We start from the raw sequence: 24,261 nt of genomic DNA on the forward strand, positions 1-24,261 counted from the left end.
TCAATCAGCCAACTCCAGAATCTTTGCCACCAACTGTGAAAAACTTAACCCGGCCTGACGTGCCGCTATCGGCACCAGACTATGGCTGGTCATGCCTGGAGAAGTATTCACTTCCAGCAGATAGAAACCGCCATCAGTATCCATCATGACATCCACCCGGCCCCAGCCGCTACATCCAACTGATTTATAAGCTTTAAGTGCCAGTTCTGTCAGTTGTTGCTCTTTTTCATCACTTAAGCCACTTGGACAAAAATACTTTGTTTCCTCAGACAGATATTTTGCATCATAGTCATAAAAAACAGCAGCGGGTTGAATACGAATGGAAGGCAAAGCCGTATCATCGAGGATAGCTACCGTGTATTCCGGGCCGTACAGCCATTTTTCTACCAGCAAGTCAGTGTCATAATGAAATGCCGTTTCCAGCGCACCACGCAACTCTGAAATTTCATTCACCTTAGTCATTCCAACACTAGAACCCTCCAGGCTTGGCTTAACAATTAATGGCAAACCTAGATCGGCTACATACTCTTTGAGTTGCAAATCAGTAAATTGTTCAAATTGCTTAGAATTAATTGGAACATAAGGTGAAACAGTTAGCCCGATCCCCTGCCATAACTGTTTTGTCCGTAATTTATCCATCGACAATGCAGAAGCCATCACGCCACTACCAGTATAAGGCAGTTGCAAAAATTCTAAGACACCTTGCAAGGTACCATCTTCCCCACCACGCCCATGAAGCACGATAAAGACTTTCTCAAATCCCGCTTCTTTCAACTGAGTGACCGGAAAATCCTTTGTATCAACCGGATGTGCATTAATACCTGCTTCTTTCAATCCAGCTAGCACGGCTTGCCCCGATAACAGTGAAACTTCACGTTCAGCGGAAGTTCCTCCCAGCAGTACCGCGACTTTCTCAGCCATTGTGTTTTTCCTCATTCAACGATGGCTGTAATTTTGTTTCAGCCAGATTACGCGCTATTTTGCCTATACTTCCGGCACCTTGAACCAGAACTAAATCATTACCGTCCAGTACCTGTGCCAACACCGCAGCGACCTTTTCCGGATCAGATACCAGAATTGGATCCAACTTACCGCGGCTACGGATTGTACGGCACAACGAGCGGCTATCCGCCCCTGGAATAACGGCTTCGCCAGCAGAGTAAACATCCAGCATCAGTAATACATCTACCTGATTTAATACATTGGCAAAGTCATCGTACAGATCACGGGTCCGGGTATAACGATGAGGCTGAAATACCATCACAATACGTTTATCCGGCCAGCCAGCACGGGCAGCTTTAACGGTTGCATCCACTTCCGTTGGATGATGACCATAATCATCAACCAACATTGCACTGCCCTCTTTGCCGTTAACATGTTCCAGAGAAAAATTCCCCAGAAAATCAAAACGACGCCCGGTTCCTTGAAAACCCGCCAACGCAGCCAGAATATGACTGCCAGAAATGCCTTCCTCCGTCGCAACAGCAACTGCTGCCGCTGCATTCAGCGCATTATGGCGGCCCGGTGCATTCAATACGACCTTCAGATCAGCCATATCTTGACGACTGACAGTAAAATACCCCTGTGCACCTTTTTGCTCATAATGAGTGATACGTACGTCTGCTTCCTCACTAAAGCCATAAGTCGTGATATAGCGTCCCACACGGGGGATTAACGCTTTGACAACGGGATCATCAATGCACATTACCGCACGCCCGTAGAAAGGTAAGTTGTGCAGGAAGTTGATAAATGTCTGTTTCAGGTTTTCAAAATCACCATGATAAGTATCCATATGGTCCGCTTCAATATTTGTAATTACCGCCACCATTGGCTGTAAATGCAGAAAAGAAGCATCACTTTCATCAGCTTCCGCGATTAAATAACGGCTGCTGCCAAGACGGGCATGTGTTCCTGCGGCTTTAACTAAACCACCATTAACAAAAGTGGGATCTAAACCAGCCTGTGCATAAATGCTAGAAATCATCGCTGTTGTTGTTGTTTTACCGTGAGTACCAGCAATAGCAATACCATGACGGTAACGCATCAGTTCTGCCAGCATCTCTGCTCTGCGAATGACCGGGATTCGGGCTTCACGCGCAGCGATAATTTCTGGGTTATCTGCCTGTATTGCGGTTGAAGCCACAACAACACTGGCATCCAGTACATTTTCAGGGCGATGGTTAAAATAAATCTGAGCACCCAGTTTAGTGAGTTGTCGAGTTACCGGATTTGGCGCTAAATCAGATCCACTAATCTGATAACCTTCATTAGCCAACACTTCGGCGATCCCCCCCATGCCAGCACCACCAATGCCGACAAAGTGGATATGCCTGACTTTTCTCATCTCAGGCACGAAAGCTCTTAATTTCGCCAATTGCTGTGTATTCACGTTTTTTTCTTCACTATATAGGTTTACTTCACCGTCCTGTTTAAGACGATCTGAATCACTTATTCGCTGCATTGATCAATGCAGCCGATACTCGCTCAGTAGCATCAACAATTGCCGCTGAACGGGCTTTCTCTGCCATTTTCAACAATTGTGGACGTTGCCACTGAATTAATAATTCGATTACTGCATCAACCGTAAATTGGGGTTGCTCCAGTATTTTTGCCGCGCCAACCCTTTCCAGTGGTAACGCATTCCAGTATTGCTGGCGATCTTTATGCTGAAATGGGACAAAAATCCCAGGTAATCCAGCCGCTGCCATTTCGCTGACCGTCAACGCGCCAGAACGGCAAATCACCAGATCAGCCCAAGCATAAGCTTGCGCCATATCATCAATAAATTCAGTAATCTTATGTTCGCATTGAACTGAATTGTTATAAGCATTCCGGACACTTTCTTTAGCCCCTTTACCTGTCTGATGCCAAACAGTAATTTTATCTCCCATACGGGCAGCAACTTCAGGCATTATTTGGTTCAGAATTCTCGCCCCTTGACTGCCACCAACAACCAAAATCCGAATTGGGCCTTCACGCCCTGTCAAACGTTGCTCAGGTGTGGGTAATGCCAGCACATCTTCGCGAACAGGGTTCCCAACAATAGACGCTTTTGGAAATGCGCCGGGAAATGCCTGTAAAACCGTTGTGGCAATTTTTGCCAACCACCGGTTTGTCAGCCCGGCAATGCCATTCTGTTCATGCAGGACAACCGGAACACCACTCATCCACGCAGCAATACCACCCGGACCAGAAACATACCCCCCCATTCCGAGCACAACATCTGGCTGATAACGACGTATAATCGCCTTTGCCTGACGAATTGCTTTGAAAATTCGTGCCGGAGCGACTAACAGTGCCTTGAACCCTTTACCACGCAGGCCAGAAATCTGAATAAATTCAATCTCAATACCATGTTTTGGCACTAAATTAGCTTCCATACGATCTGCCGTTCCCAGCCAGCGAACTTCCCAGCCCTGATCTTTTAAATGATGAGCCACAGCCAGGCCCGGAAAGACATGCCCGCCGGTTCCACCTGCCATCACCATCAAACGTCGGGTTTTGCCACTCATCGTGGACTCCTTACAAATGCCTGCGCTTTTGCCAAGCGTGTTTCAAAATCAATTCTTAATAGCAATACGATAGCTGTCGACATAATCAGCAAACTTGAACCACCGTAACTAATCAGAGGTAAAGTCAGCCCTTTAGTCGGCAGCATACCTGCGGCGGCCCCAACGTTAACCAGAGCCTGAAAACTGAACCAGATACCGATCGAACAAGCCAGAAAACCGGAAAAACGCTGATCCATCTGTAATGCGCGACGACCAATAGTCATTGCGCGAAAAGCGACGAAGAATATCATTAACAACACAAAAACCACACCTACGTAACCTAATTCTTCTGCCAAAACAGAGAAAATAAAGTCAGTATGTGCTTCCGGCAGGTAGGCCAGCTTCTGTACTGAATTTCCTAACCCTTGCCCTAAAAACTCCCCTCGACCAAAAGCCATCAAAGATTGCGTTAACTGATAACCTTTGCCATACGGATCTTCCCAGGGATCCAGAAAGGAAGTGACACGACGTATACGGTAAGGTTCAGCAATAATTAACAAAACTACCGCGAATACCCCTGAACCAATAATCGCCAGAAACTGCCATAGTTTTGCTCCCGCCAGAAATAACATGGCTAATGTTGTTACAAACAGCACGACCACCGTTCCCAGGTCAGGCTGGGCCAAAAGTAATACAGCCAACACAACCATCACGCCCATTGGCTTACAGAATCCCCAGAAGTTATTCCGTACTTCTTCTACTTTGCGTACCAAATAACTGGCGAGATAGCAAAACAAAGAAAGTTTCGATAATTCAGCAGGCTGAATTCTCAAAGGCCCAAGGGCAATCCAACGCGATGCACCGTTTACTGAGCTTCCTACCACCAGCACAACCAGTAGCAGAATAACGGAAATAAGCAGCATCAGGTTGCTATAGCGCTGCCAGAAATCCATTGGAATACGCAGTGTGATTAATGACAACCCGAAAGCCAGCAACAGATAAATCGCATCACGTTTGGCAAACAAAAAAGGATCTTCTGCAAGACGCTGTCCAACCGGCATTGATGCCGAAGTCACCATGACAAAGCCGATAATCCCCAACCCGAGTGTCAGCCAAACCAGTGTGCGGTCATACAACACCATATTAGTAGCATCGTTTTCACGGCCACCAATAATCCAGTCTTTTAATCTACTGAACCCGGAAATAGACATCAGCCCAACTCCTCAGCCAGACGAGCAAATTCATGACCACGCTGTTCAAAATTACGAAACTGATCAAGGCTGGCACAAGCAGGAGATAACAGCACCATGTCGCCAGCAACCAATCGCGGTACAATATCACGTATCGCCTGTTCCATCGTTTCAGTCAATGTCGCTATTTCTGGACGGAGTTGCGCCAATCGTTTCCCATCACGGCCAAAACAGTAAAGCCGAACTTTATTTCCACTAAGGAAAGGCTTGAGCGGAGAAAAGTCTGCCGATTTACCATCACCGCCCAACAACAAATAAAGAGTGCCATCCAGCTTCAGACCATTAAGCGCCGCTTCTGTACTGCCAACATTGGTCGCTTTAGAATCGTTAATCCAGTGCACCCCTTTATTCAGATGGACAAGTTGGAAACGATGGTCAAGCCCCGGATAAACTTTCAATGCCGCCAAACTGGCTTTACGGGGAATCCCAACCGCATCGGCTAACGCCAGTGCAGCCAATCCATTGATGTAGTTATGCCGCCCAGTCAGTTTGATTGCATCTGTCGCCAGCAATGATTGGTTGTGGACTTTCAAAAGTACACTTTCACTATCAAGCTGGTAGTCACCACAATCGACACCAACGCTAACGCAACGGCTGTCCATGCCCGTTTCAGGCAATGTCAGAGCATCCTGAGCATTCACTACGCATCTCTTCGCCTGATGATAAACTCTCAATTTAGCTGCCCGGTACTGAGATACCCCCTGCGGATAACGGTCCATATGGTCTTCTGTCACATTAAGCACAGTGGCTGCCGCGGCTTTCAGGCTATATGTCGTTTCCAACTGGAAGCTGGAAAGTTCTAAGACATAGAGCTGACAGGATTTCTTCAATAATTCTAATGCAGGAAGACCAATATTACCGCCCACCCCCACCTGCCAATTAGCCGCTTTCGCCATTTCACCAACCAAGCTGGTGACAGTACTTTTGCCATTAGAACCTGTAATTGCGACTATCGGTGCTGTTGCTTCACGACAAAACAACTCGATATCGCCAACAATTTCAATGCCTGCATTAGCCGCAGCCTGCAACTCGACTGTTGTCAGAGCAACCCCTGGGCTTGCAACAATCAAATCAGCATCCACCAACCAGCCAGCATTCAGGCTTCCACTATGACACTCAACATCATCAGGCAATTTATCTCCGCCTGGCGGTGCTGAACGGGTATCCATCACACGGGGGATCACACCTCGCGCCATAAAAAAGTCAACACAGGAGAGGCCGGTCAGCCCCAACCCGATAATGACGACTTTTTTACCCAAATAATCTGCCATAATTAACGTACCTTCAATGTTGCCAGGCCAATCAGTACTAACATCAGAGAAATAATCCAAAAACGCACGATAACGCGCGGTTCCGGCCAGCCTTTCAATTCATAATGATGGTGAATAGGTGCCATACGGAATATACGCTGTCCACGCAGTTTAAAAGAGCCCACCTGCAAGATAACTGACAGGGTTTCTACCACGAATACCCCCCCCATAATTACCAGCAAGAATTCCTGACGCAGCAACACAGCAATGGTCCCAAGAGCACCACCTAATGCCAAAGAACCCACATCACCCATGAAAACTTGAGCCGGATAAGTGTTGAACCACAGGAAACCTAATCCAGCGCCAACAATCGCAGTACAGACGATAACCAGTTCACCAGCATAGTTCAGGTAAGGAATATGCAGATAGTTGGCAAAATTGACGTTACCTGTTGCCCATGCCACTAAGGCAAAACCAGCCGCAACAAAAACGGTTGGCATAATTGCCAAACCATCCAACCCATCAGTCAGATTCACCGCGTTGCTGGTTCCGACAATCACAAAGTAGGTCAACAGAATGTAAAGCACACCCAGTTGTGGCATCACATCTTTAAAGAATGGCACAACTAATTGTGTTGCCGGGGTATCTTTCCCGACGCTGTACATCGCAAATGCCACACCCAATGCCAGAGCGGACTGCCAAAAATACTTCCAACGGGCAATCAACCCCTTAGTATCTTTGCGCACAACTTTGCGGTAATCATCTACGAAACCAACAATGCCGTAACCAATCAGAACAATCAGCACACACCAAACATAGGGGTTATCCAAGCGTGCCCACAACAGTACAGAAATCGTGATTGAAAACAGGATCAGCAAACCACCCATGGTCGGTGTACCACGTTTGCTAAAATGAGATTCCGGCCCATCATTGCGAACAACCTGCCCAATTTGTAATTTTTGCAGGAAAGCGATTAAGCGCGGCCCCATCCACAATGCGATAGCCAGTGCAGTCAGCAGGCTGACGATAGCCCTAAACGTCAGGTAAGAAAAGACGTTAAAGCCGGTATGATACTTGATCAGATATTCGGCCAGCCAAACTAACATGTGAAGCTCTCCTGTAATGCGCTGACGACATCTTCCATTGCGGTACTGCGCGAACCTTTAACTAAAACTGAAATCACTTTGGATTGTTGTAATAGTGGAGCCAATGCTGCAACCAACGTGGCTTTATCCGCAAAATGCTGACCACAACCACTCGCTTCACTAATGTAAGCACTTGATGTACCCACACTAAATACTCTGTCGATACCACCAGAAGCTACAACTTCACCAACCTGGCGATGGTAATCTTCTGATTGTTCACCCAACGCGCCCATATCGCCAACGACCATCACCCGGTAACCCGGCATCTGTGATAACACGTGAACCGCAACGGTCATCGAACCGACATTGGCGTTATAAGTGTCATCAAGCAGCAATTTTCCCTCTGCCAGATTGATTGGAAACAACCGACCTGGTACAGGTTTCAGCCCGGACAAGCCAAGACGGATATCTTTTAGCGTTGCGCCAACAGAAATTGCCAACGCACTGGCAGCTAATGCATTGGCAACATTGTGTTTTCCAGGTAATGGTAAAGTGATTTCTGTGTTGCCAGCGGGGGTATGCAGACAAAAATCAGTCGTCAGCTGTTTGACCTGAATATCTGTAGCGTAAAAATCAGTGTCTGATGCCTGTTGTATGGAAAAACGCTGTACTGTTTTGTCACCGATAACCTGTTGCCAGTGCACCCAGTCATTACTTTCCATATTGATGATGGCAGTACCATTTTCTGGAAGACCGACAAAAATTTCGCCTTTCGCTTTTGCAATACCAGACAGAGAACCAAAATCTTCCAGGTGTGCAGTAGACAGGTTATTTACCAATGCCGTTTCTGGTCGGGTCATCTCCGTGGTATAGGCAATCTCACCAATATGGCTTGCGCCTAATTCAATCACCGCAAACTCATGTTGTTCTGTCAGTCTGAACAATGTCAGCGGCACACCGATATCATTATTCAAATTACCTTCTGTATAGAGCGTATTACCACACTGATGCAGAATTGCTGCTGTCATCTCTTTCACCGATGTTTTACCCGATGACCCCGTCAGCGCAACGATACGAGCGTTACTCTGTTGGCGAACCCAGCCAGCTAATTTACCCATAGCCAAACGAGTATCTTTGACCACAACTTGCGGACAATTAACATCCAGCACACGACTGACCAGCAAAGCACTGGCACCCGCGTTTACTGCATCAACAGAAAAATCATGGGCATCAAAACGTTCACCTTTCAATGCAATAAACAGACTATCATTTCCAACTTTACGGCTGTCAGTAGTCACATCACTGATACAGATATCTGCGGCCTGCTGCTCCGTAACCTGTTTCAGTGTGCCATCAGTGATTTGCGCCAGTTGTTGCAGTGTGAGGGAAATCATGCGATCACCCCCAGTAACCGGGCAGCAGTCAATCGATCTGAGTAATCAAGGCGACGATGACCTACCAATTGATAATCTTCGTGGCCTTTACCCGCAATCAATACAACATCATCTGCTCTTGCCTGCATAATGGCACTGGTTACCGCTTCAACACGGCCATGAATTGCTATCGCGCGGCCCGGATCAATAAAACCCGTCAGAATGTCAGCAACAATTGTCTGAGGTTCTTCACTGCGCGGGTTATCATCAGTAACAATCACATAATCAGCCCACTGTTCTGCCACGCCGCCCATCAGAGGACGTTTGCCTTTATCGCGATCGCCACCACAACCAAAAACGCACCAAAGCTTACCTTTACAATGCAAGCGTACAGCCACCAAAGCTTTCTCTAGCGCATCAGGTGTATGAGCATAATCAACAACAACAACCGGTTTACCCGGTGCAGTGAATACTTCCATCCGCCCACAGACCGGCGACAAGCAGGAAGCAGTTTCAAGCAGCTTTTCCAGTGGATAGTCCAAAGCTAATAAGGTGGAAAGTGCCAACAACAAGTTGCTGACGTTAAATGCTCCCATCAAGGCGCTATCAATTGTACCGCCCCCCCAACTAGACTCGAAAGTAATAGAAACACCTTTATCGTAATATTTTATTTCACGAGCCGCCAACCAACGCCCCTGCCAGTTTTCCGGCAGACGGTTTTCCATCGTCACAGCAACTGCTTGTGGTAAACGGGATAACCACTTCAGGCCAATATCATCATCAGCATTAATGATTTGCTGCTTCACATTGTGAGTAGAAAATAACAACCATTTAGCTGCTTCGTAGTGCTCCATATCACCGTGGTAATCAAGATGATCACGGCTCAAATTGGTAAATACCGCCGCCTCAAATGGCAACGCGGCCACCCGCCTCTGAATCAGCCCGTGAGAAGAAACCTCCATTGCCGCAAAGGTCGCCCCTTGCCGAACAAGTTGTTGCAGATCCAGTTGAATATCAACGGCTGAACCGGTGGTATTTTCACTCGGTGCCACTCGCCCCAGTAATCCATTACCAACAGTTCCCATTACTGCACTGGTTTCACCCAATCCGTGACTCCACTGAGCAAGCAATTGAGTAGTGGTTGTTTTTCCATTGGTTCCAGTGACACCCAGCAGGCGCAATTTATTACCAGGATGGCGATAAAACTCACCGGCTAATTGTGATAGCTTATTATTCAAATCATTCACATAAACAACCGGAACACCGTGCATAACCTGCACAGTCCCGTTATCAGCCTCGCCTTGGGCTTCTGCAATAACCGCCGCAACACCTTGTGCGATGGCCTGAGGAATGTAGTGTCGACCATCTGCCTGATGCCCTTTAATGGCAACAAACAGATCGCCGGCAGCCGATTTACGGCTATCCAATGTCATTTCGCGTAACGCGCACTCTGGGGCATCAATACCCAATGGCGCGAGTAAATCGCGTAGATTACGATCTGCCACCTGTATCCTCTTTCTTATTAACCACAAATTCATTTTTATCACCTGCTGCCAAAGCATCCGGTTCCACATTCATAATGCGTAGAACACCGCCCATAATGGCACCAAATACCGGCGCAGAAATCGCACCACCGTAATACTTACCTGCTTGTGGATCATTAATGATCACAACCAATGCAAATCTTGGATTACTTGCTGGAGCAACGCCTGCGGTGTAAGCAATATACCGATTAACATATTTGCCATCCGGCCCAATTTTCTTGGCTGTACCGGTTTTGATGGCAATTCGATAACCTTTTATCGCAGCTCGTGTTCCGCCACCGCCGGGCAGAGCCACACTTTCCATCATATGAACGACAGTACGCATAACTGGTTCTGGAAATACTCTTGTACCTGGCACAGGTGGATCAACTTTAGTAATTGACAGGGGGCGATAAATGCCCAAGCTACCAATCGTTGCATAAACCCGCGCTAACTGTAACGGTGTTACCATCAGCCCGTAGCCGTAAGAAAAGGTGGCTCTATCAAGATCTGACCACCGTTGTCTCTTTGTTGGATATAAGCCACTGCTTTCTCCGACCAATCCCAGATTGGTCGCTTTTCCCAATCCAAAGCGTGAATAGACATCCACTAATTCTGTCGCGGGCATTGCTAACGCCAGCTTAGAAACACCAACGTTACTTGATTTCTGTAAGATACCGGTGATGGATAATTCAGAATAACGGGCCACATCTTTAATTTCCTTGCCGCTGATTCTATAAGGTACTGTATTAATAACTGTATTTTCTTTGATAATACCATCATTCAGCGCAGCCATTACCACCATCGGTTTCACTGTGGAACCCGGTTCGAAAATATCGGTGATAGCACGGTTACGCATTGCTTCTTTTGGCGTATTAATGCGATTATTCGGGTTATAAGATGGACTATTTGCCATTGCCAGCACTTCACCAGTATTAACATCTATCAGTACGGCTGTACCGGATTCTGCTTTATTAAAAGCCACCGCATTGGTCAGTTCGCGGTAAACCAGTGCCTGCAAACGTTCATCAATGCTCAATACCAGATTGTGTGCTGCCAGACTATCAACAGAGGAAATATCTTCGATGACACGACCAAAGCGGTCTTTGCGTACCGTCCGCTCACCTGGCTGACCAGTCAGCCAGTGATCAAAACTTTTTTCGACACCTTCAATACCCTGACCATCAACGTTAGTCACACCAATAATATGAGCAGTGACCTGACCTGACGGGTAATAACGCCGGGATTCCTGACGCAAATAAATTCCCGGCAATTTCAGTTTATGAATATAATCACCAACCGATGGGTTAACCTGACGCGCCAGATATACAAAGCGACCTTTAGGATTAGCATTAACTTTGCTGATAAGTTGTTCAACCGGCAGATTAATCGCATCCGACAAGGCTTTCCATCGGGTATCCTCAGTAATTCCCCCTTTGTCAAATACCTCTTTCGGATCTGCCCAAACAGCATTTACCGGAACGCTGACAGCCAGAGGTCGCCCCATACGATCGCTAATCATTCCGCGTGCAGTTGGAATTGACTGCACACGCAGGGAACGCAAATCCCCTTCTTTAACCAATTGCTCCGGATTGATCACTTGCAGGTAAGCCACTCTCAGCAGCAAGCAAATTAAAGCAAGGGCAATACCTCCACACAGCAAGGCAAAACGCCAGCTAATAAAGCTGGCTTTATCTTCTTGCTGTTTCAACTTCGCGAAGCGTGCTGCTTTCATTGCTTACCTTATAATCATCAAATTGACTCACTGTGAAACAACAATGTTTTCCTGTGCAGGATTAACATGCTGCATATGCATTTTTTCAACGGCTATCCGCTCAACTCGGCTGTGATCACCAAGGGCGTTTTCTTCAAGGATCAGATTACGCCACTCGATATCCAACGCATCACATTCCAATACCAGATGTTCTCTTTCAGCCGTCAACAAACGGGTTTCATGTGTCGTAGTGACAACACTTATGGCTGAAACCATAACAGCCACTAGAAGGATCAACGGTATTTTGGCATTTCTAAGCAAATCACTGCCGATAATACCGGTTAACCCGTGACGTTCACCTGCCATTATTCACTAACTTTCTCAGCAAAACGCAGAACAGAGCTACGAGCCCGTGGGTTATCAACGACCTCTTCCTCTGAGGGTTTCATCTTGCCAACAGATTTCAGACTACGTCCACCTTGCGCTTTCAGTTGCTCTTCTGTCAGTGGCAATCCTGCCGGCACCTGTGGCCCACGACTGTTATGACGAATGAATCGCTTAACAATGCGATCTTCCAGTGAATGAAAACTGATAACTGAAAGCCGCCCTTGTGGTGCAAGCGCCAACAATGCACCATCCAGCGCCTGTTCAATCTCTTCGAGTTCACTGTTGATATAAATTCTGATAGCCTGAAAGCTCCTTGTCGCAGGATGCTTATGCTTCTCTTTCACCGGACTGGCCTGAGCAATCAAATCGGCCAGCGCTTTTGTCCGGGTAATGGGCTCTTCCTGATTACGTGTAACAATTGCTCTGGCAATACGTTTAGCGAAACGTTCTTCGCCAAACGTTTTTAACACCCATGCAATATCATCCGCTTCGGCTTTCATTAGCCATTCTGCCGCTGACTGCCCGCGAGTCGGATCCATCCGCATATCCAGTGGCCCATCACGCATAAAAGAAAAACCACGCTCCGGGTCATCCAACTGAGGTGAAGAAACACCTAAATCCAGTAATACACCATCGATTTTGCCAGTCAGCCCGGCGTCTTCTACATGGTGAGCCAATGCAGAAAACGGCCCATGTATTATTGAAAAACGCGGATCCGTGATCGCTTTTGCCGCTTCAATTGCCTGCGGATCACGATCAATTGCAATTAAACGACCTGCTGTTCCCAGTTGCGACAAAATCAGACGCGAATGCCCACCCCGGCCAAATGTGCCATCAATATAGATTCCATCTTCACGAATATTCAGTCCATTGACTGCTTCATCCAGCAATACACTGGTATGTTTAAAATGACTGTTTGCCATGTTTATAGTGATAAGTCCTGTAGCCGTACTGATAAAGGTTCCTGAGTAGATCGCTCAGCCGCAATGTCATCCTTAACCTGTTGATACCAAGTCTGCTCATTCCACAGTTCAAATTTGTTGAACTGACCAACCAGCATGACCTCTTTGGCTAGCCCTGCGTGCTGGCGCAGTGTATTCGCTAACAAAAGACGTCCTGCGCTATCCATTTGGCATTCACTGGCATGACCTAAGAGCAAACGTTGTACCCGGCGCTCCGCCGGATTCATGCTGGATAAGCGGGAGAGCTTTTCTTCAATAATTTCCCATTCAGGTAGTGTATAAAGCAACAGACATGGCTGATGGAGGTCAATGGTACAAACCATTTGCCCTTGTGATTCCTCGTTTAGCATAACCCGATATCGGGTAGGTACGGCGAGCCGCCCCTTGCTATCGAGATTAACCAGCGTTGCTCCACGAAACATCTTCAGGTTGCCTTAGGCGATCAAAAATTACCACTTTATCCCACTAATCCCCACAGTAAGGAGTTTACGGATGGGACGAAAACCTTGTCAAGCCAGAGCCGATGCGCTTTAGCTATATTTGGTAGAAGAATTTTGGCCGTTAAGGAACATAATTATTAAATTTAGCAATATCAATAATAATTAAGGCCATGATAATTTTGAATAATTTCACAAGCAAAGGAGAATAAATGTTTACGCTAAAAATAATGAAAAAATAACTGTGTTATTAATTTATTTACATAATTTACATTTCATTACCATTCAAAAAATGTAATGCTGTTCCCGGTTCTTTTTACCTACTGAACGATTTAGGTTAATGAATGAAGTCGGATTTGATCGTTCCAAAACACTCAGATAAAAATTGTCTCAAAGTTGCCTTTGCATACTTCTTTTACAAATCTGGTAGCAAAAGCACCCCATCAAAGAATTAATGAGGAGCTTTTATCATCATTTCCGACTCAAGCTTCCTCGCCGACATAAGTCACGATGTATCCGTGTGATACCGGGTCCTGGCTTCTGTTTTTCATCCAAACTCGCCAATACCAGTTCCAATACCCGTTCCGCCACTTCACGATGACGCTGCGCGACAGAAAGCACCGGACACTCAAGGAAATCCAATAACTCATGATCACCAAAAGTCGCAATGACCAATTGATTGGGTAACCGGCCACTGTGTTTAAGCGTAACATCCATGACTCCCTGTAACAGAGCAAAAGAAGTAGTGAACAGCGCCTGTGGCATTGGGTGAGTTTCCAGCCACTTGGCAAACACTTCAGCCGCTGCATCACGCTCATAGCTGTTTGAGTAAAGGTACATAACCTTACGAGGGTCATCTTTCCATGCTTCACGAAATCCCTGTTCACGCAGAAAACTGACTGACAGTTCAGGTAATGCGCCGAGATACAGCACAGATTCAGCAGGGAATTGACGAAACTCTTGTGCCAACATCTTTGCATCTTCCAAGTCATCGCCCACTACGCTGATAAAATGTTCATTTTCTAATGCACGATCGAGCGCAACAATAGGTAAAGAGCGGCTTGCCCAGCGCTGATAAAAAGGATGCTCCGGCGGTAATGCGGTAGAAACAATAATTGCGTCCACCTGCCGTTGTAACAAGTGCTCAACGCAACGCATTTCATTATCAGGCTGATCTTCAGAACAGGCTATCAATAATTGATAACCACGCTGACGAGCCTGGCGCTCAAGATAATTCGCAATGCGGGTATAGCTGGTATTTTCTAAATCTGGGATAACCAGACCAATAGAACGAGTGCGTCCTGCGCGGAGACCAGCTGCCACAGCATTAGGATGGTAATTATGCTCTTTGACCACTGCCATCACTTTTTCTACCGTTTTATCACTGACACGGTATTGTTTGGCTTTACCATTAATCACATAACTGGCCGTTGTGCGTGAAACACCTGCAAGGCGGGCGATTTCATCCAGTTTCACATTAACTCCTTCATAGACACCAAAAAAGGCCCTACTTTATCGCAGAGCCTCATAAATGTATGTATATTGCCCCGCAGTTTGCGATTTTTCATCGCATAATTTTATCCCCACGAGATACACCGACAATACCGGAACGAGCAACTTCAACAATTTCAGAAACATCACGAACGGCATCCAGAAATGCATCCAATTTATCGCTGGTTCCTACCAGTTGCACAGTATACAAGGTAGAAGTCACATCAATGATCTGCCCACGGAAAATATCGGTACTGCGCTTGATCTCTTCACGTCCATACCCACTGGCCTGCAATTTCACCAGCATAATCTCACGTTCTACATGAGAACCCGCTGCCAACTCGCTGACTCGTAGTACATCCACCAGCTTGTGCAATTGCTTTTCAATCTGTTCAAGTACCCTGGCATCGCCTTTAGTCTGAATTGTCATTCGCGATAATGTTGGATCGTCCGTCGGTGCCACAGTTAAACTTTCAATGTTGTAGCCACGCTGGGAAAACAGACCAACAACACGGGACAAAGCCCCTGATTCGTTTTCAAGTAATACAGATAAAATCCGGCGCATAATCAGGTTCTCTCCGTTTTGCTTAACCACATCTCATCCATTGCTCCTCCACGGATCTGCATAGGATATACGTGTTCAGTTTCATCCACAGTGACATCAACAAATACCAGCCGCTGATTTTCAGTCACCTCTCTCAAGGCTTCTGCCAATTTACCTTCCAGCTCGTCATAACTCTGGATAGAAATGCCAACATGACCATAAGCTTCAGCCAGTTTGACAAAATCAGGCAGAGATTCCATATAGGACTGAGAGTGACGGCCTGCATAAATCATGTCTTGCCACTGTTTTATCATCCCCAGAAAACGGTTATTCAAGTTCAGAACCAGTACCGGCAGCCCATACTGCAACGCCGTGGACAATTCCTGAATATTCATCTGAATACTGCCATCCCCTGTAACACAGACGACTGTTGCTTCCGGTTTCACCAGTTTGACCCCCAACGCAGCCGGTAAGCCAAATCCCATCGTCCCTAAACCACCGGAACTGATCCAACGTCTTGGCCGATCAAATGGGTAATGCAATGCAACAAACATCTGATGCTGCCCAACATCTGAAGTGACATAAGCTTCACCTTTAGTCAGACGATAGAGAACCTCGATAGCTGCTTGCGGTTTAATCTTTTCACCACTGCGATCAAAATTGAGGCATTTGCGGCTACGCCATTGCTGAATAGATAACCACCAATCTTTCAGCGCATCCGGATCCTGTGTGTCTTCCACCGTCGCCAACAGTTCCAACATTTGCCGCAGCACCTGTTTAGCATCACCAACAATAGGTATATCTGCGGCAACAGTTTTCGAAATTGATGTTGGATCGATATCAATATGCAAAACAGTTGCTTCCGGACAATATTTTGCCAAATTATTGGTTGTACGATCATCAAAACGTACACCAACAGCAAAAATCACATCGGAATTATGCATTGCTTTGTTAGCTTCAAATGTACCATGCATACCGAGCATTCCCAGGCTTTGCTGGTGAGTTGCCGGAAAACTACCTAACCCCATCAGGGAGCTTACAACCGGAATATTGAATTTTTCTGCCAATACCAGCAATTCTGCTGAACAATCTGCATTAATTGCCCCACCGCCCACATATATGATTGGTTTCTTCGCATTCAACAGTGTTCTTAATGCCCGTTTAATTTGCCCTTTATGCCCTTGCACCGTCGGATTATAAGAACGCATGCTTATCTGATCAGGATAAATATAGGAGAGTTTGACTGCCGGATTTACCGTGTCTTTTGGTAAATCAATGACTACCGGCCCCGGACGACCACTGGCGGCCAAATAGAAGGCTTTTTTCAGTACCTTCGGAATATCTTCCGCTTTTTTTACTAAAAAGCTGTGTTTCACGATCGGGCGGGAGATCCCCACCATGTCACATTCCTGGAATGCATCATTACCAATCAAGGAACTGGCTACCTGACCGGACAATACAACCATTGGAATTGAATCCATATAAGCTGTCGCAATGCCCGTGATGGCATTAGTCGCACCGGGCCCGGAAGTGACCAATACCACACCAACCTTTCCCGTGGAACGGGCATAGCCGTCAGCCATATGAACCGCACCCTGCTCATGGCGTACCAGGATATGTTCAATTCCCCCAACCGTATGCAGGGCATCGTAAATATCCAGTACTGCGCCGCCCGGATAACCGAATACATGTTCAACGCCCTGATCAATTAACGATCGGACGACTATTTCAGCTCCTGATAACATCTCCATAGGTTTTCCTCCAGGCTCTGTTTGCAAGTTAATAAATCAGAAGTTACTTCCACTTTTATTTTAGTAAGACAGACAGCTCATCAGCTATTGTTGTTGCTGAGCTAATTAACATAACGCTAGAAACGGGTGTTAGCAATGTAAGTACAAGGCAGAATAGCAACTTTCTGACCATTCAAAATGTCTCTTGCAAGCGTTATCTGACTATCAAGAAGCTAAAGATAAGTAGAATATGAGTGGCAATGCCTAAAAAGAACGACAACGTATAGGTATTATCCAGTATATATACGATAAAAAACTAAAAAGCAGTTTTCAAAATCGTTTACGTCACCACAGCATAAATCTGATAAAGGAAACGCGGACTAATGCCTAAGATAATTCAATCATAATTTCATCGTTTCTGAATAGCTATTATGAATAATTCATTCAGGTAAAATCCATTTACCTCACTTTAATTATAGAATACAATAGAAACCACTATTTTTCCTGGAAGGCTAACTCCACACATTCAATACTTACCTGGACACATAAATATTCATTTTCATCATTAAATAACCCGACATAATAATCAGCCAAATAATGCTTTAAAATAGGTAAAATTATTTATACAACTCATGAAAAGTATATTTCTATATTAAAGCAAAACATATGCGATACATTATTAAAAAATCACACCAAAAACCCTCAATGAAAATTCATTATCCATGGTGCCGAATATATATTTTGGCATTAACCATTTAAGTTAAATTTTAATTCATTCCATCATAAATTTATTTTTTATTAGTCATAAGCCATATTGATTTAAATAGCTAAGTTATGAATATAAATAAACTTGGCATATTGACAAAAACAACAAGACATTTATTTACAACATTAAATTATCTTTTAATACATTCTCTAATATGCCCTCCACTGGCCCTCAGTAAAACTGTGTCATGACGTGGATTTACGATTTATTAAAACAACCATAATTATGGTTAAAAAAATACCTATAAATGTTGTAAAAAAAACGATGCTTATGGAAAAAAAATAAGATATTGTGGAACCTATCAAAGGGCCAATAAACATGGAAAAACCAACAGAAATTGACGTCAAGCCAAATATTTTAGCCGAGTTATCATTAGTTGCGAATTTCTGCATATAAATGGTAACAATAATATTATTCATAGCCGATCCTACTCCTATTATTACCATTGCTAAAAACATAAAAAATAAATTGATTTTCTCAGGAAATAAATCGTTAAATTGATTTTTTATTCCTATTAAAAGATACCCCGAACCCCACAAAAAAAATGAAGATAACATAATATTTAAAGATATATTAATCTTATATTTTCCAAATACTAAACCAATTAAAACACCTGAAAGACACATAGCAAAACTATAATGACTTCCATTTAATCCCTGCTTCATAAAACTAAGCGCTATTAGACTATCTGATAGATAGCCAAAACAAGTTAAAATAGAAATAACAACAAATGAAAACAATATTCTATTATCTTCCATTATATTAAAGTAATTAATTAGTGATATCTTGTTTTTTTTGCGGTTAACATTAATCAATGGTTCTGAAACAGAAATATATAAGACTGCTGAAATAAAATAAAGCACTGATATTAAAATAAAAATTTGTTTTACTGAGTAATAGATAAGAGTAAAACCTAAAAATAACGGGGCCGACATTTTGTATATTTGAAATAAAACCTGCCAATAACTAAAGTTTTTTTCAAATTGGTTGATTGATATGTTTTTTAATATTAAAAAATTAGAAGGTCCTAAAAATAAACGAAGGATGTTTTTAATAAAAGCATAAAGAATATATATATTAATATCATCAATGTTGTATTGAAAAATGGTAATAACACCACAAAGTAACGAAATAATAATGATGTACTTTTTTGGTTTTATATTTTCATCTACAAATGACGAAACATAGGGCGTTAGAAATAGTAACGATGCAGCATATGAAATTGTATATAAAGATGAGTATATCGCTCCACCGTTCCAGTGATATGTGATTAGCGTGAATGATATTATCATCTCCAAATACAAGGTGAAAGAATTTCCTGAGGAGGCTAATATTAATTTTCTAAATTCTTTATCCATTATTTCCCTCCAGCTAAAATACCTTCAATAAATATAGAACTTACAGTGATTACATTTTTCTCAGTATTTCCACTTGAATAATATCCACTATTAATTTAATTACTGCATCTTTAGTTAATGTGTCAGTGTCAATAACTTTCCAAGTGTCATCATAAAACGTCTGATATTGATTAAGAACGTGTTTTTGATATTCTATAAAATCATACTTTTCATTTATCTCTAATTTTCCAGATTCACTAGGTTTTAATATTTTTTTCCTTTTTTCAGCAATATTTGGAGGAACATCAAGATATATAACCATGTCTGGTTTTGTGTTTATAGATAGAACCGACTTACTTAATTTTGCTAATTCCGTGGATTTAAGTAAGAATCTTGCTAGATATTTATAATACCAACTATCACATATAATAATTTTACCTTGCAATAAACAAGGTTGAATAATTAAACTATCTAAAACAGAAAACCATGATGCTATCAATAAAATCCAATGCCGATTACCCAGTTCACCCAATGGAGCTGAAATGTCATAATCCCAAAGGATATCTCGTATTTTTCCCATGTGATACATACTATACCCAGTTGGTAGTAAAGGATAATTCTTATCTAAAAAAACAATATTATTATAATCTAGAGATAAAATATCATAAACTTCACGTGAAATCGTTGATTTACCTGCACCATCATTTCCTTCAAAAGCGATAAATAAACCGCGTTTAATCATTTCTTTTTTCTCCGTAGTACGCTTCAGTATCAAGTGAATTTCTACCACTACCGATAATAAATGGTTTGAATCCATATTTTTGATATAATTTATGCATCTCAGCATATGTTTTATAAATATCTTTAAAAATAGGTCTAGGGTGATTTTGATATTCAGAACCATGATCGGGATGAAAGACTGCTACTGCTGGAACTATGCCATTTTTTGAAAAAAATTCCATTCCTTGTACTAAATCATTTAAAGGTTCTAATCCTGCTACAAACCCAACATAAACATTGCCGTCACCTAACTCTGAAACAGCAGCTAAATATGCTTCTAATAGATTATTTCTCCCGTAGTCCTGTGATTTACCAGGACATATCTGATCAAATAATTTAGGATTAAATATTTCTAAACTAATAACCCAGCTATCAATAAATTCAGAAATTCCCTTTATTTTATTTATATTTTTCTACGAATCTCTTCTCTGAGTTTGTAAAGATGTATTTCTAAATAATTGCTAACTTCATTATTGAATACATACCTCATTTAATGTTTCATCATGAGTTAGTAGTCTAAATGCTTGTACAGTTATCACATTCATTTTATACCCCTCTGGGATGTTTGTTTTGACAAATACACCGGATTAAAATTTAATTCAGCATTGGTAATATTAACAGTTTTTATTATTTCAACTATATAATAGTTAATTATTTGTGGGTACCATCACAACTAAAAATATAACCCATTGAAAAAACTTGTAAATTATTTGTTTCTTTTTGTGATGGAAATTGTATCAAGCTTGATATACCTTTCAATAGGTTATTTTAGCGTAATCATTTGAATTTATTGTTATTATTTTTTCAATCATGTATTCAATGCAGTGATCATCATGTAAAACTCTGTCATTTATTAAAAATTTTTGATAGCCAAAGTTGACGTGAAGTGCCCGTTTTGTCAGCAGATCTCACCCTTCGTCAGACGATAGAGAACTTCGATAGCAGCTTGTGGTTTAATTTTTTTCTGGAAGACTAATTCCATATATTCAATACTTACTTGGATACATAAATATTCATTTTCATCATTAAACAACCCGACATAATAATCAGCCAAATGATGTTTTAAAATAGGAAAAATTATTTATACGGCTCATAAAATAATATTAATAACTCATAAAAATCATATTCCTACATTAAATAAAATCATATTTAATACATTCTTAAAAAATTAACTTCTTAAGAATAAATTAATTTATGAAATAAATCATTAACTCTTTCAGAATATAAAATCACACCAAAAACCCTCAATATAAATTCATTACCCATAATACCGAATATATATTTTATCACTAACTACTCCACTTAACTCATTTAAGTTAAATTTTAATTCATTCCATCATAAATTTATTTTTTATTAGTCATATTGAGTTAACTAGCCAAGTTATGAATATAAATAAACTTGGCATATCTACAAAACAACAAGACATTTATTTACAACATTGAATTGTCTTTTAATACCTTTCCTAAGTTAGGAAAAACCGTAAAACCGTCGCGATCTAAAAAATGCCCACCATCAGGGAAACCATACAATTCAGCCCGGAGCTGCTGACTTAAATTTAATGTAAACTGTGGAGGTACAAGCTCATCATTAAGCGATAATATTACTATTCGTTGGTTTATTCTGTGTATAAGAGGATGAAAATCCAAGCTCTCCTCAGTAAATATACTTAATTCAGGTAAAGTCGATAATTTTTCGTAAAATCCGGCAATTAATACAATCCCCCCAATATTTACATTACCAGGTAAAGATGAAATATAACGGAGTGTGGCAATACAACCCAAGCTATGCCCAATAAAAAGCGTTTTTTCATTAGGATTAGGTACACTCTCCTGCAACTTTTCTTGCCATAAATGAGGTGAAGGAGCATGAGATTCAGGCATCTCCGGCACAATTACATGGGTATTTAACCGTTCATATTGACCTTTAAGCCAAGGAAACCAATGATGATCAGGAGTCGCCATAAGGCCATGAACAATAACTACATTATCAAAATTCATCAATTCACCTCATTATACAATAACGTGTCTTATTTATTATGCGCACAAGTATAGAATACTATTATTTCATTTTTATAACCATCTGTTTCATCATGTCGTTTAAAGTCATATAATTATACCTTGCCCTAACCTATTAAATAACAAGTGCTCTATTCTAGGCATAGAATGATACCAGTTAATATAATTTGTTTATAATTTTTAAAACCGGATACTCCTGAGATAAATTTAAAGTAGAATATTATTGCAATACCACCTTAAATTTCCCTTGAATAGCCGGTTACACTATATAAATCTCCAGAAATTAATCTCGATACATGGATTCAATTTCTTTATAATAACGCTGCATAATAATTTTCCGCCTCAATTTCAACGTTGGCGTTAACTCACCCGTTTCCATTGAAAATGGCTGTGGCAGTAATGTAAAACGCTTTACCTGATCGAAGTGAGCAAGGTTTTTCTGAATCTCTTTCAGACGTTGTTCAAACATAGCTATAATGTGGCTATTACACAGTAATTCAACCCGATCATGATATTTGAGATTGATTGATCTTGCGTATTCTTCCAATACATCATAACTAGGCACGATAAGGGCGGAGACAAATTTACGTGCATCAGCAATAACAGCAACATGCTCAATAAAACGATCTTGCCCCAAAGTACCTTCAATCATTTGTGGGGCAATATATTTACCATTCGATGTTTTCATCAAATCTTTCAGACGCTCAGTAATAAACAAATTACCATTTTCATCTAACTTACCGGCATCACCTGTACGCAACCAACCGCCTTGAGCAAATGCCCTGTCAGTTTCTTCTTGATTATTGAAATAGCCTTTCATCACAATTGGGCCACGCACCTGTATCTCATCTTCTTCACCGATACGGACATCAATCCCAGGCAATGGTGTACCAATAGAGCCAAGCACATAACCTTGCTCTTGCCAACAAGAAACCGTGGCGCAAGTTTCTGTCATGCCATAGCCATATTTGATATTTATCCCAACAGCAAGGAAAAACAGGATAACCGTTTCATCCAGACGTGCGCCGGCCGCAGGTAAAAAACGAACTCGGCCCCCCAAAATATTACGCAGTTTGCTCAATACCAATTTATCGGCCAGTCGATACATCGTCGTTGACCAGAGACAGCTTTTTTTACCTTGCAACTTACGTAAAAACTGACGCTCACCACACTTAATCGCCCAGTTAAATAATTTTCTCCGATGACAGGGTGCCTGAGAAACCTTTTCAAAAATCGCACTGTAAATTTTTTCGTAAAATCTCGGCACGGCACACATCACTGTCGGGCGAATATCCGCCATAGCCTGACGAACAAAATTAGTATCAGTCAGATAAACATTTTGTGCGCCTGTATGCATCACATAAAAGCTCCATGCGCGTTCGAAAACATGGGATAGGGGCAGGAAACTCAAAGAAACATCCTGATCAGTTAACGTCAGGCGATGGTCATGCGAATACAACTGATAAGCTAAATTACGGTAATCAAGCATGACACCTTTAGGTTCACCGGTTGTACCGGATGTATATATAAGCGTAAAAAGATCGTCCAGATTATGGTTAGCAATACGGGTTTCCAACTCAGACTGATGGTGTAATTTATTATCAGTCATAAAGTCAGATAAATGCTGTGCTAATGAACAATCACGCAAATCGACTGATTCATCTAATACTATGATGTGACTTAGCTGAGGACACTGTTCTGGCAAAGTGATCGCGACATCATACTGCACCTGCCCACCAACAAACAGGATACGCACACCGGCATCATTAAGAATGAAGCCAGCCTGTTCCTGGCTGCTGGTTGCATACAAAGGAACAGTGACAGCCCTGAGTTGTAATACTGCGATATCTGTCAGAGACCACGCCATGCTGTTATGCGCAAAAAGGCCAATTTTTTCCTGTACATCAACCCCCATCTCCAGCAATGCTCGGCTAATGGTTTTTGTCTTTTTGTCAATATCATTCCAGCTTAATTCGAGTTGTTCATCTGGAGACCATTGACGAAAAGCAATTCTCTCTGGGTTTTGTTTGATTTGTTGCTGCAACCGGTTTATCACGTGATAAGGATGTAAATTTTCAGTTATCACAATTCTTTTCCTGTTCGAAAAATTTTCCTCTTATCAGAG

20 protein-coding genes are annotated in these 24,261 nt (G+C 42.4%); all 20 read right to left on the reverse strand.

The annotated features are described in order from the left end of the window. Positions 1–921: a D-alanine--D-alanine ligase gene (locus ACUN2T_RS18835; RefSeq protein WP_445494527.1), complete on the reverse strand. Its 921-nt coding sequence runs from the start codon at positions 919–921 to the stop codon at positions 1–3. Then, entirely contained in the window at positions 914–2,389 is a 1,476-nt protein-coding gene (murC, locus tag ACUN2T_RS18840; RefSeq protein WP_445497924.1) for a UDP-N-acetylmuramate--L-alanine ligase, read from the reverse strand. Before murC ends, ACUN2T_RS18835 begins: the two co-directional genes overlap by 8 nt. A 55-nt stretch (positions 2,390–2,444) precedes the next feature. Then, a complete protein-coding gene (murG, locus tag ACUN2T_RS18845) occupies positions 2,445–3,512 on the reverse strand; it encodes an undecaprenyldiphospho-muramoylpentapeptide beta-N-acetylglucosaminyltransferase (RefSeq protein WP_445494528.1) in 1,068 nt (355 codons plus the stop codon). After that, entirely contained in the window at positions 3,509–4,702 is a 1,194-nt protein-coding gene (ftsW, locus tag ACUN2T_RS18850) for a cell division protein FtsW (RefSeq protein ID WP_445494529.1), read from the reverse strand. Before ftsW ends, murG begins: the two co-directional genes overlap by 4 nt. Beyond that, positions 4,702–6,012, reverse strand: coding sequence for a UDP-N-acetylmuramoyl-L-alanine--D-glutamate ligase (murD, locus tag ACUN2T_RS18855; protein WP_445494530.1), 1,311 nt, complete (start codon positions 6,010–6,012; stop codon positions 4,702–4,704). Before murD ends, ftsW begins: the two co-directional genes overlap by 1 nt. 2 nt (positions 6,013–6,014) lie before the next feature. After that, a complete protein-coding gene (mraY, locus tag ACUN2T_RS18860; protein WP_445494531.1) occupies positions 6,015–7,097 on the reverse strand; it encodes a phospho-N-acetylmuramoyl-pentapeptide-transferase in 1,083 nt (360 codons plus the stop codon). Further along, positions 7,091–8,470: a UDP-N-acetylmuramoyl-tripeptide--D-alanyl-D-alanine ligase gene (gene murF, locus ACUN2T_RS18865; RefSeq protein WP_445494532.1), complete on the reverse strand. Its 1,380-nt coding sequence runs from the start codon at positions 8,468–8,470 to the stop codon at positions 7,091–7,093. Before murF ends, mraY begins: the two co-directional genes overlap by 7 nt. Continuing rightward, positions 8,467–9,954, reverse strand: coding sequence for a UDP-N-acetylmuramoyl-L-alanyl-D-glutamate--2,6-diaminopimelate ligase (gene murE / locus ACUN2T_RS18870; RefSeq protein WP_445494533.1), 1,488 nt, complete (start codon positions 9,952–9,954; stop codon positions 8,467–8,469). The genes murF and murE overlap by 4 nt, the downstream gene beginning before the upstream one ends. Next, on the reverse strand, positions 9,941–11,707 hold the full coding sequence (locus ACUN2T_RS18875) for a peptidoglycan glycosyltransferase FtsI (RefSeq protein WP_445494534.1): 1,767 nt from the start codon (positions 11,705–11,707) through the stop codon (positions 9,941–9,943). Before ACUN2T_RS18875 ends, murE begins: the two co-directional genes overlap by 14 nt. 27 nt (positions 11,708–11,734) lie before the next feature. After that, positions 11,735–12,055 (reverse strand): cell division protein FtsL, encoded by a 321-nt coding sequence (gene ftsL / locus ACUN2T_RS18880; RefSeq protein WP_445497925.1) that lies wholly within the window; start codon positions 12,053–12,055, stop codon positions 11,735–11,737. Further along, positions 12,052–12,996, reverse strand: a complete 945-nt coding sequence (gene rsmH, locus ACUN2T_RS18885; RefSeq protein WP_445494535.1) for a 16S rRNA (cytosine(1402)-N(4))-methyltransferase RsmH — start codon at positions 12,994–12,996, stop codon at positions 12,052–12,054. The genes ftsL and rsmH overlap by 4 nt, the downstream gene beginning before the upstream one ends. 2 nt (positions 12,997–12,998) lie before the next feature. Then, complete coding sequence (gene mraZ, locus ACUN2T_RS18890) at positions 12,999–13,457, reverse strand: division/cell wall cluster transcriptional repressor MraZ (RefSeq protein ID WP_021323947.1); 459 nt, start codon at positions 13,455–13,457, stop codon at positions 12,999–13,001. 486 nt (positions 13,458–13,943) lie between these two features. Beyond that, a complete protein-coding gene (gene cra, locus ACUN2T_RS18895) occupies positions 13,944–14,948 on the reverse strand; it encodes a catabolite repressor/activator (RefSeq protein WP_445494536.1) in 1,005 nt (334 codons plus the stop codon). 88 nt (positions 14,949–15,036) lie between these two features. Beyond that, positions 15,037–15,528 carry an acetolactate synthase small subunit gene (ilvN, locus tag ACUN2T_RS18900; protein WP_445497926.1) on the reverse strand — a complete coding sequence of 164 codons (492 nt, stop codon included), beginning with the start codon at positions 15,526–15,528 and terminating at the stop codon, positions 15,037–15,039. Positions 15,529–15,530: 2 nt separating this feature from the next. Further along, positions 15,531–17,258, reverse strand: a complete 1,728-nt coding sequence (gene ilvI, locus ACUN2T_RS18905) for an acetolactate synthase 3 large subunit (RefSeq protein ID WP_445494537.1) — start codon at positions 17,256–17,258, stop codon at positions 15,531–15,533. Positions 17,259–18,188: 930 nt separating this feature from the next. Beyond that, positions 18,189–19,361 carry an MFS transporter gene (locus ACUN2T_RS18910; RefSeq protein ID WP_445494538.1) on the reverse strand — a complete coding sequence of 391 codons (1,173 nt, stop codon included), beginning with the start codon at positions 19,359–19,361 and terminating at the stop codon, positions 18,189–18,191. A 49-nt stretch (positions 19,362–19,410) separates the two neighbouring features. After that, the gene (locus tag ACUN2T_RS18915) at positions 19,411–20,082 is read right to left on the reverse strand and encodes a dTMP kinase (RefSeq protein ID WP_445494539.1); all 672 of its coding nucleotides are present in this window, start codon (positions 20,080–20,082) and stop codon (positions 19,411–19,413) included. Then, complete coding sequence (locus ACUN2T_RS18920; protein WP_445494540.1) at positions 20,075–20,302, reverse strand: hypothetical protein; 228 nt, start codon at positions 20,300–20,302, stop codon at positions 20,075–20,077. The genes ACUN2T_RS18915 and ACUN2T_RS18920 overlap by 8 nt, the downstream gene beginning before the upstream one ends. 1,249 nt (positions 20,303–21,551) lie before the next feature. Next, positions 21,552–22,118 carry an RBBP9/YdeN family alpha/beta hydrolase gene (locus ACUN2T_RS18925; protein ID WP_445494541.1) on the reverse strand — a complete coding sequence of 189 codons (567 nt, stop codon included), beginning with the start codon at positions 22,116–22,118 and terminating at the stop codon, positions 21,552–21,554. Positions 22,119–22,419: 301 nt separating this feature from the next. Further along, the gene (locus ACUN2T_RS18930) at positions 22,420–24,219 is read right to left on the reverse strand and encodes an AMP-dependent synthetase/ligase (protein ID WP_445497927.1); all 1,800 of its coding nucleotides are present in this window, start codon (positions 24,217–24,219) and stop codon (positions 22,420–22,422) included. Between the last annotated feature and the right edge of the window lie 42 nt (positions 24,220–24,261).

The organism is Photorhabdus machadonis, from assembly GCF_052657765.1.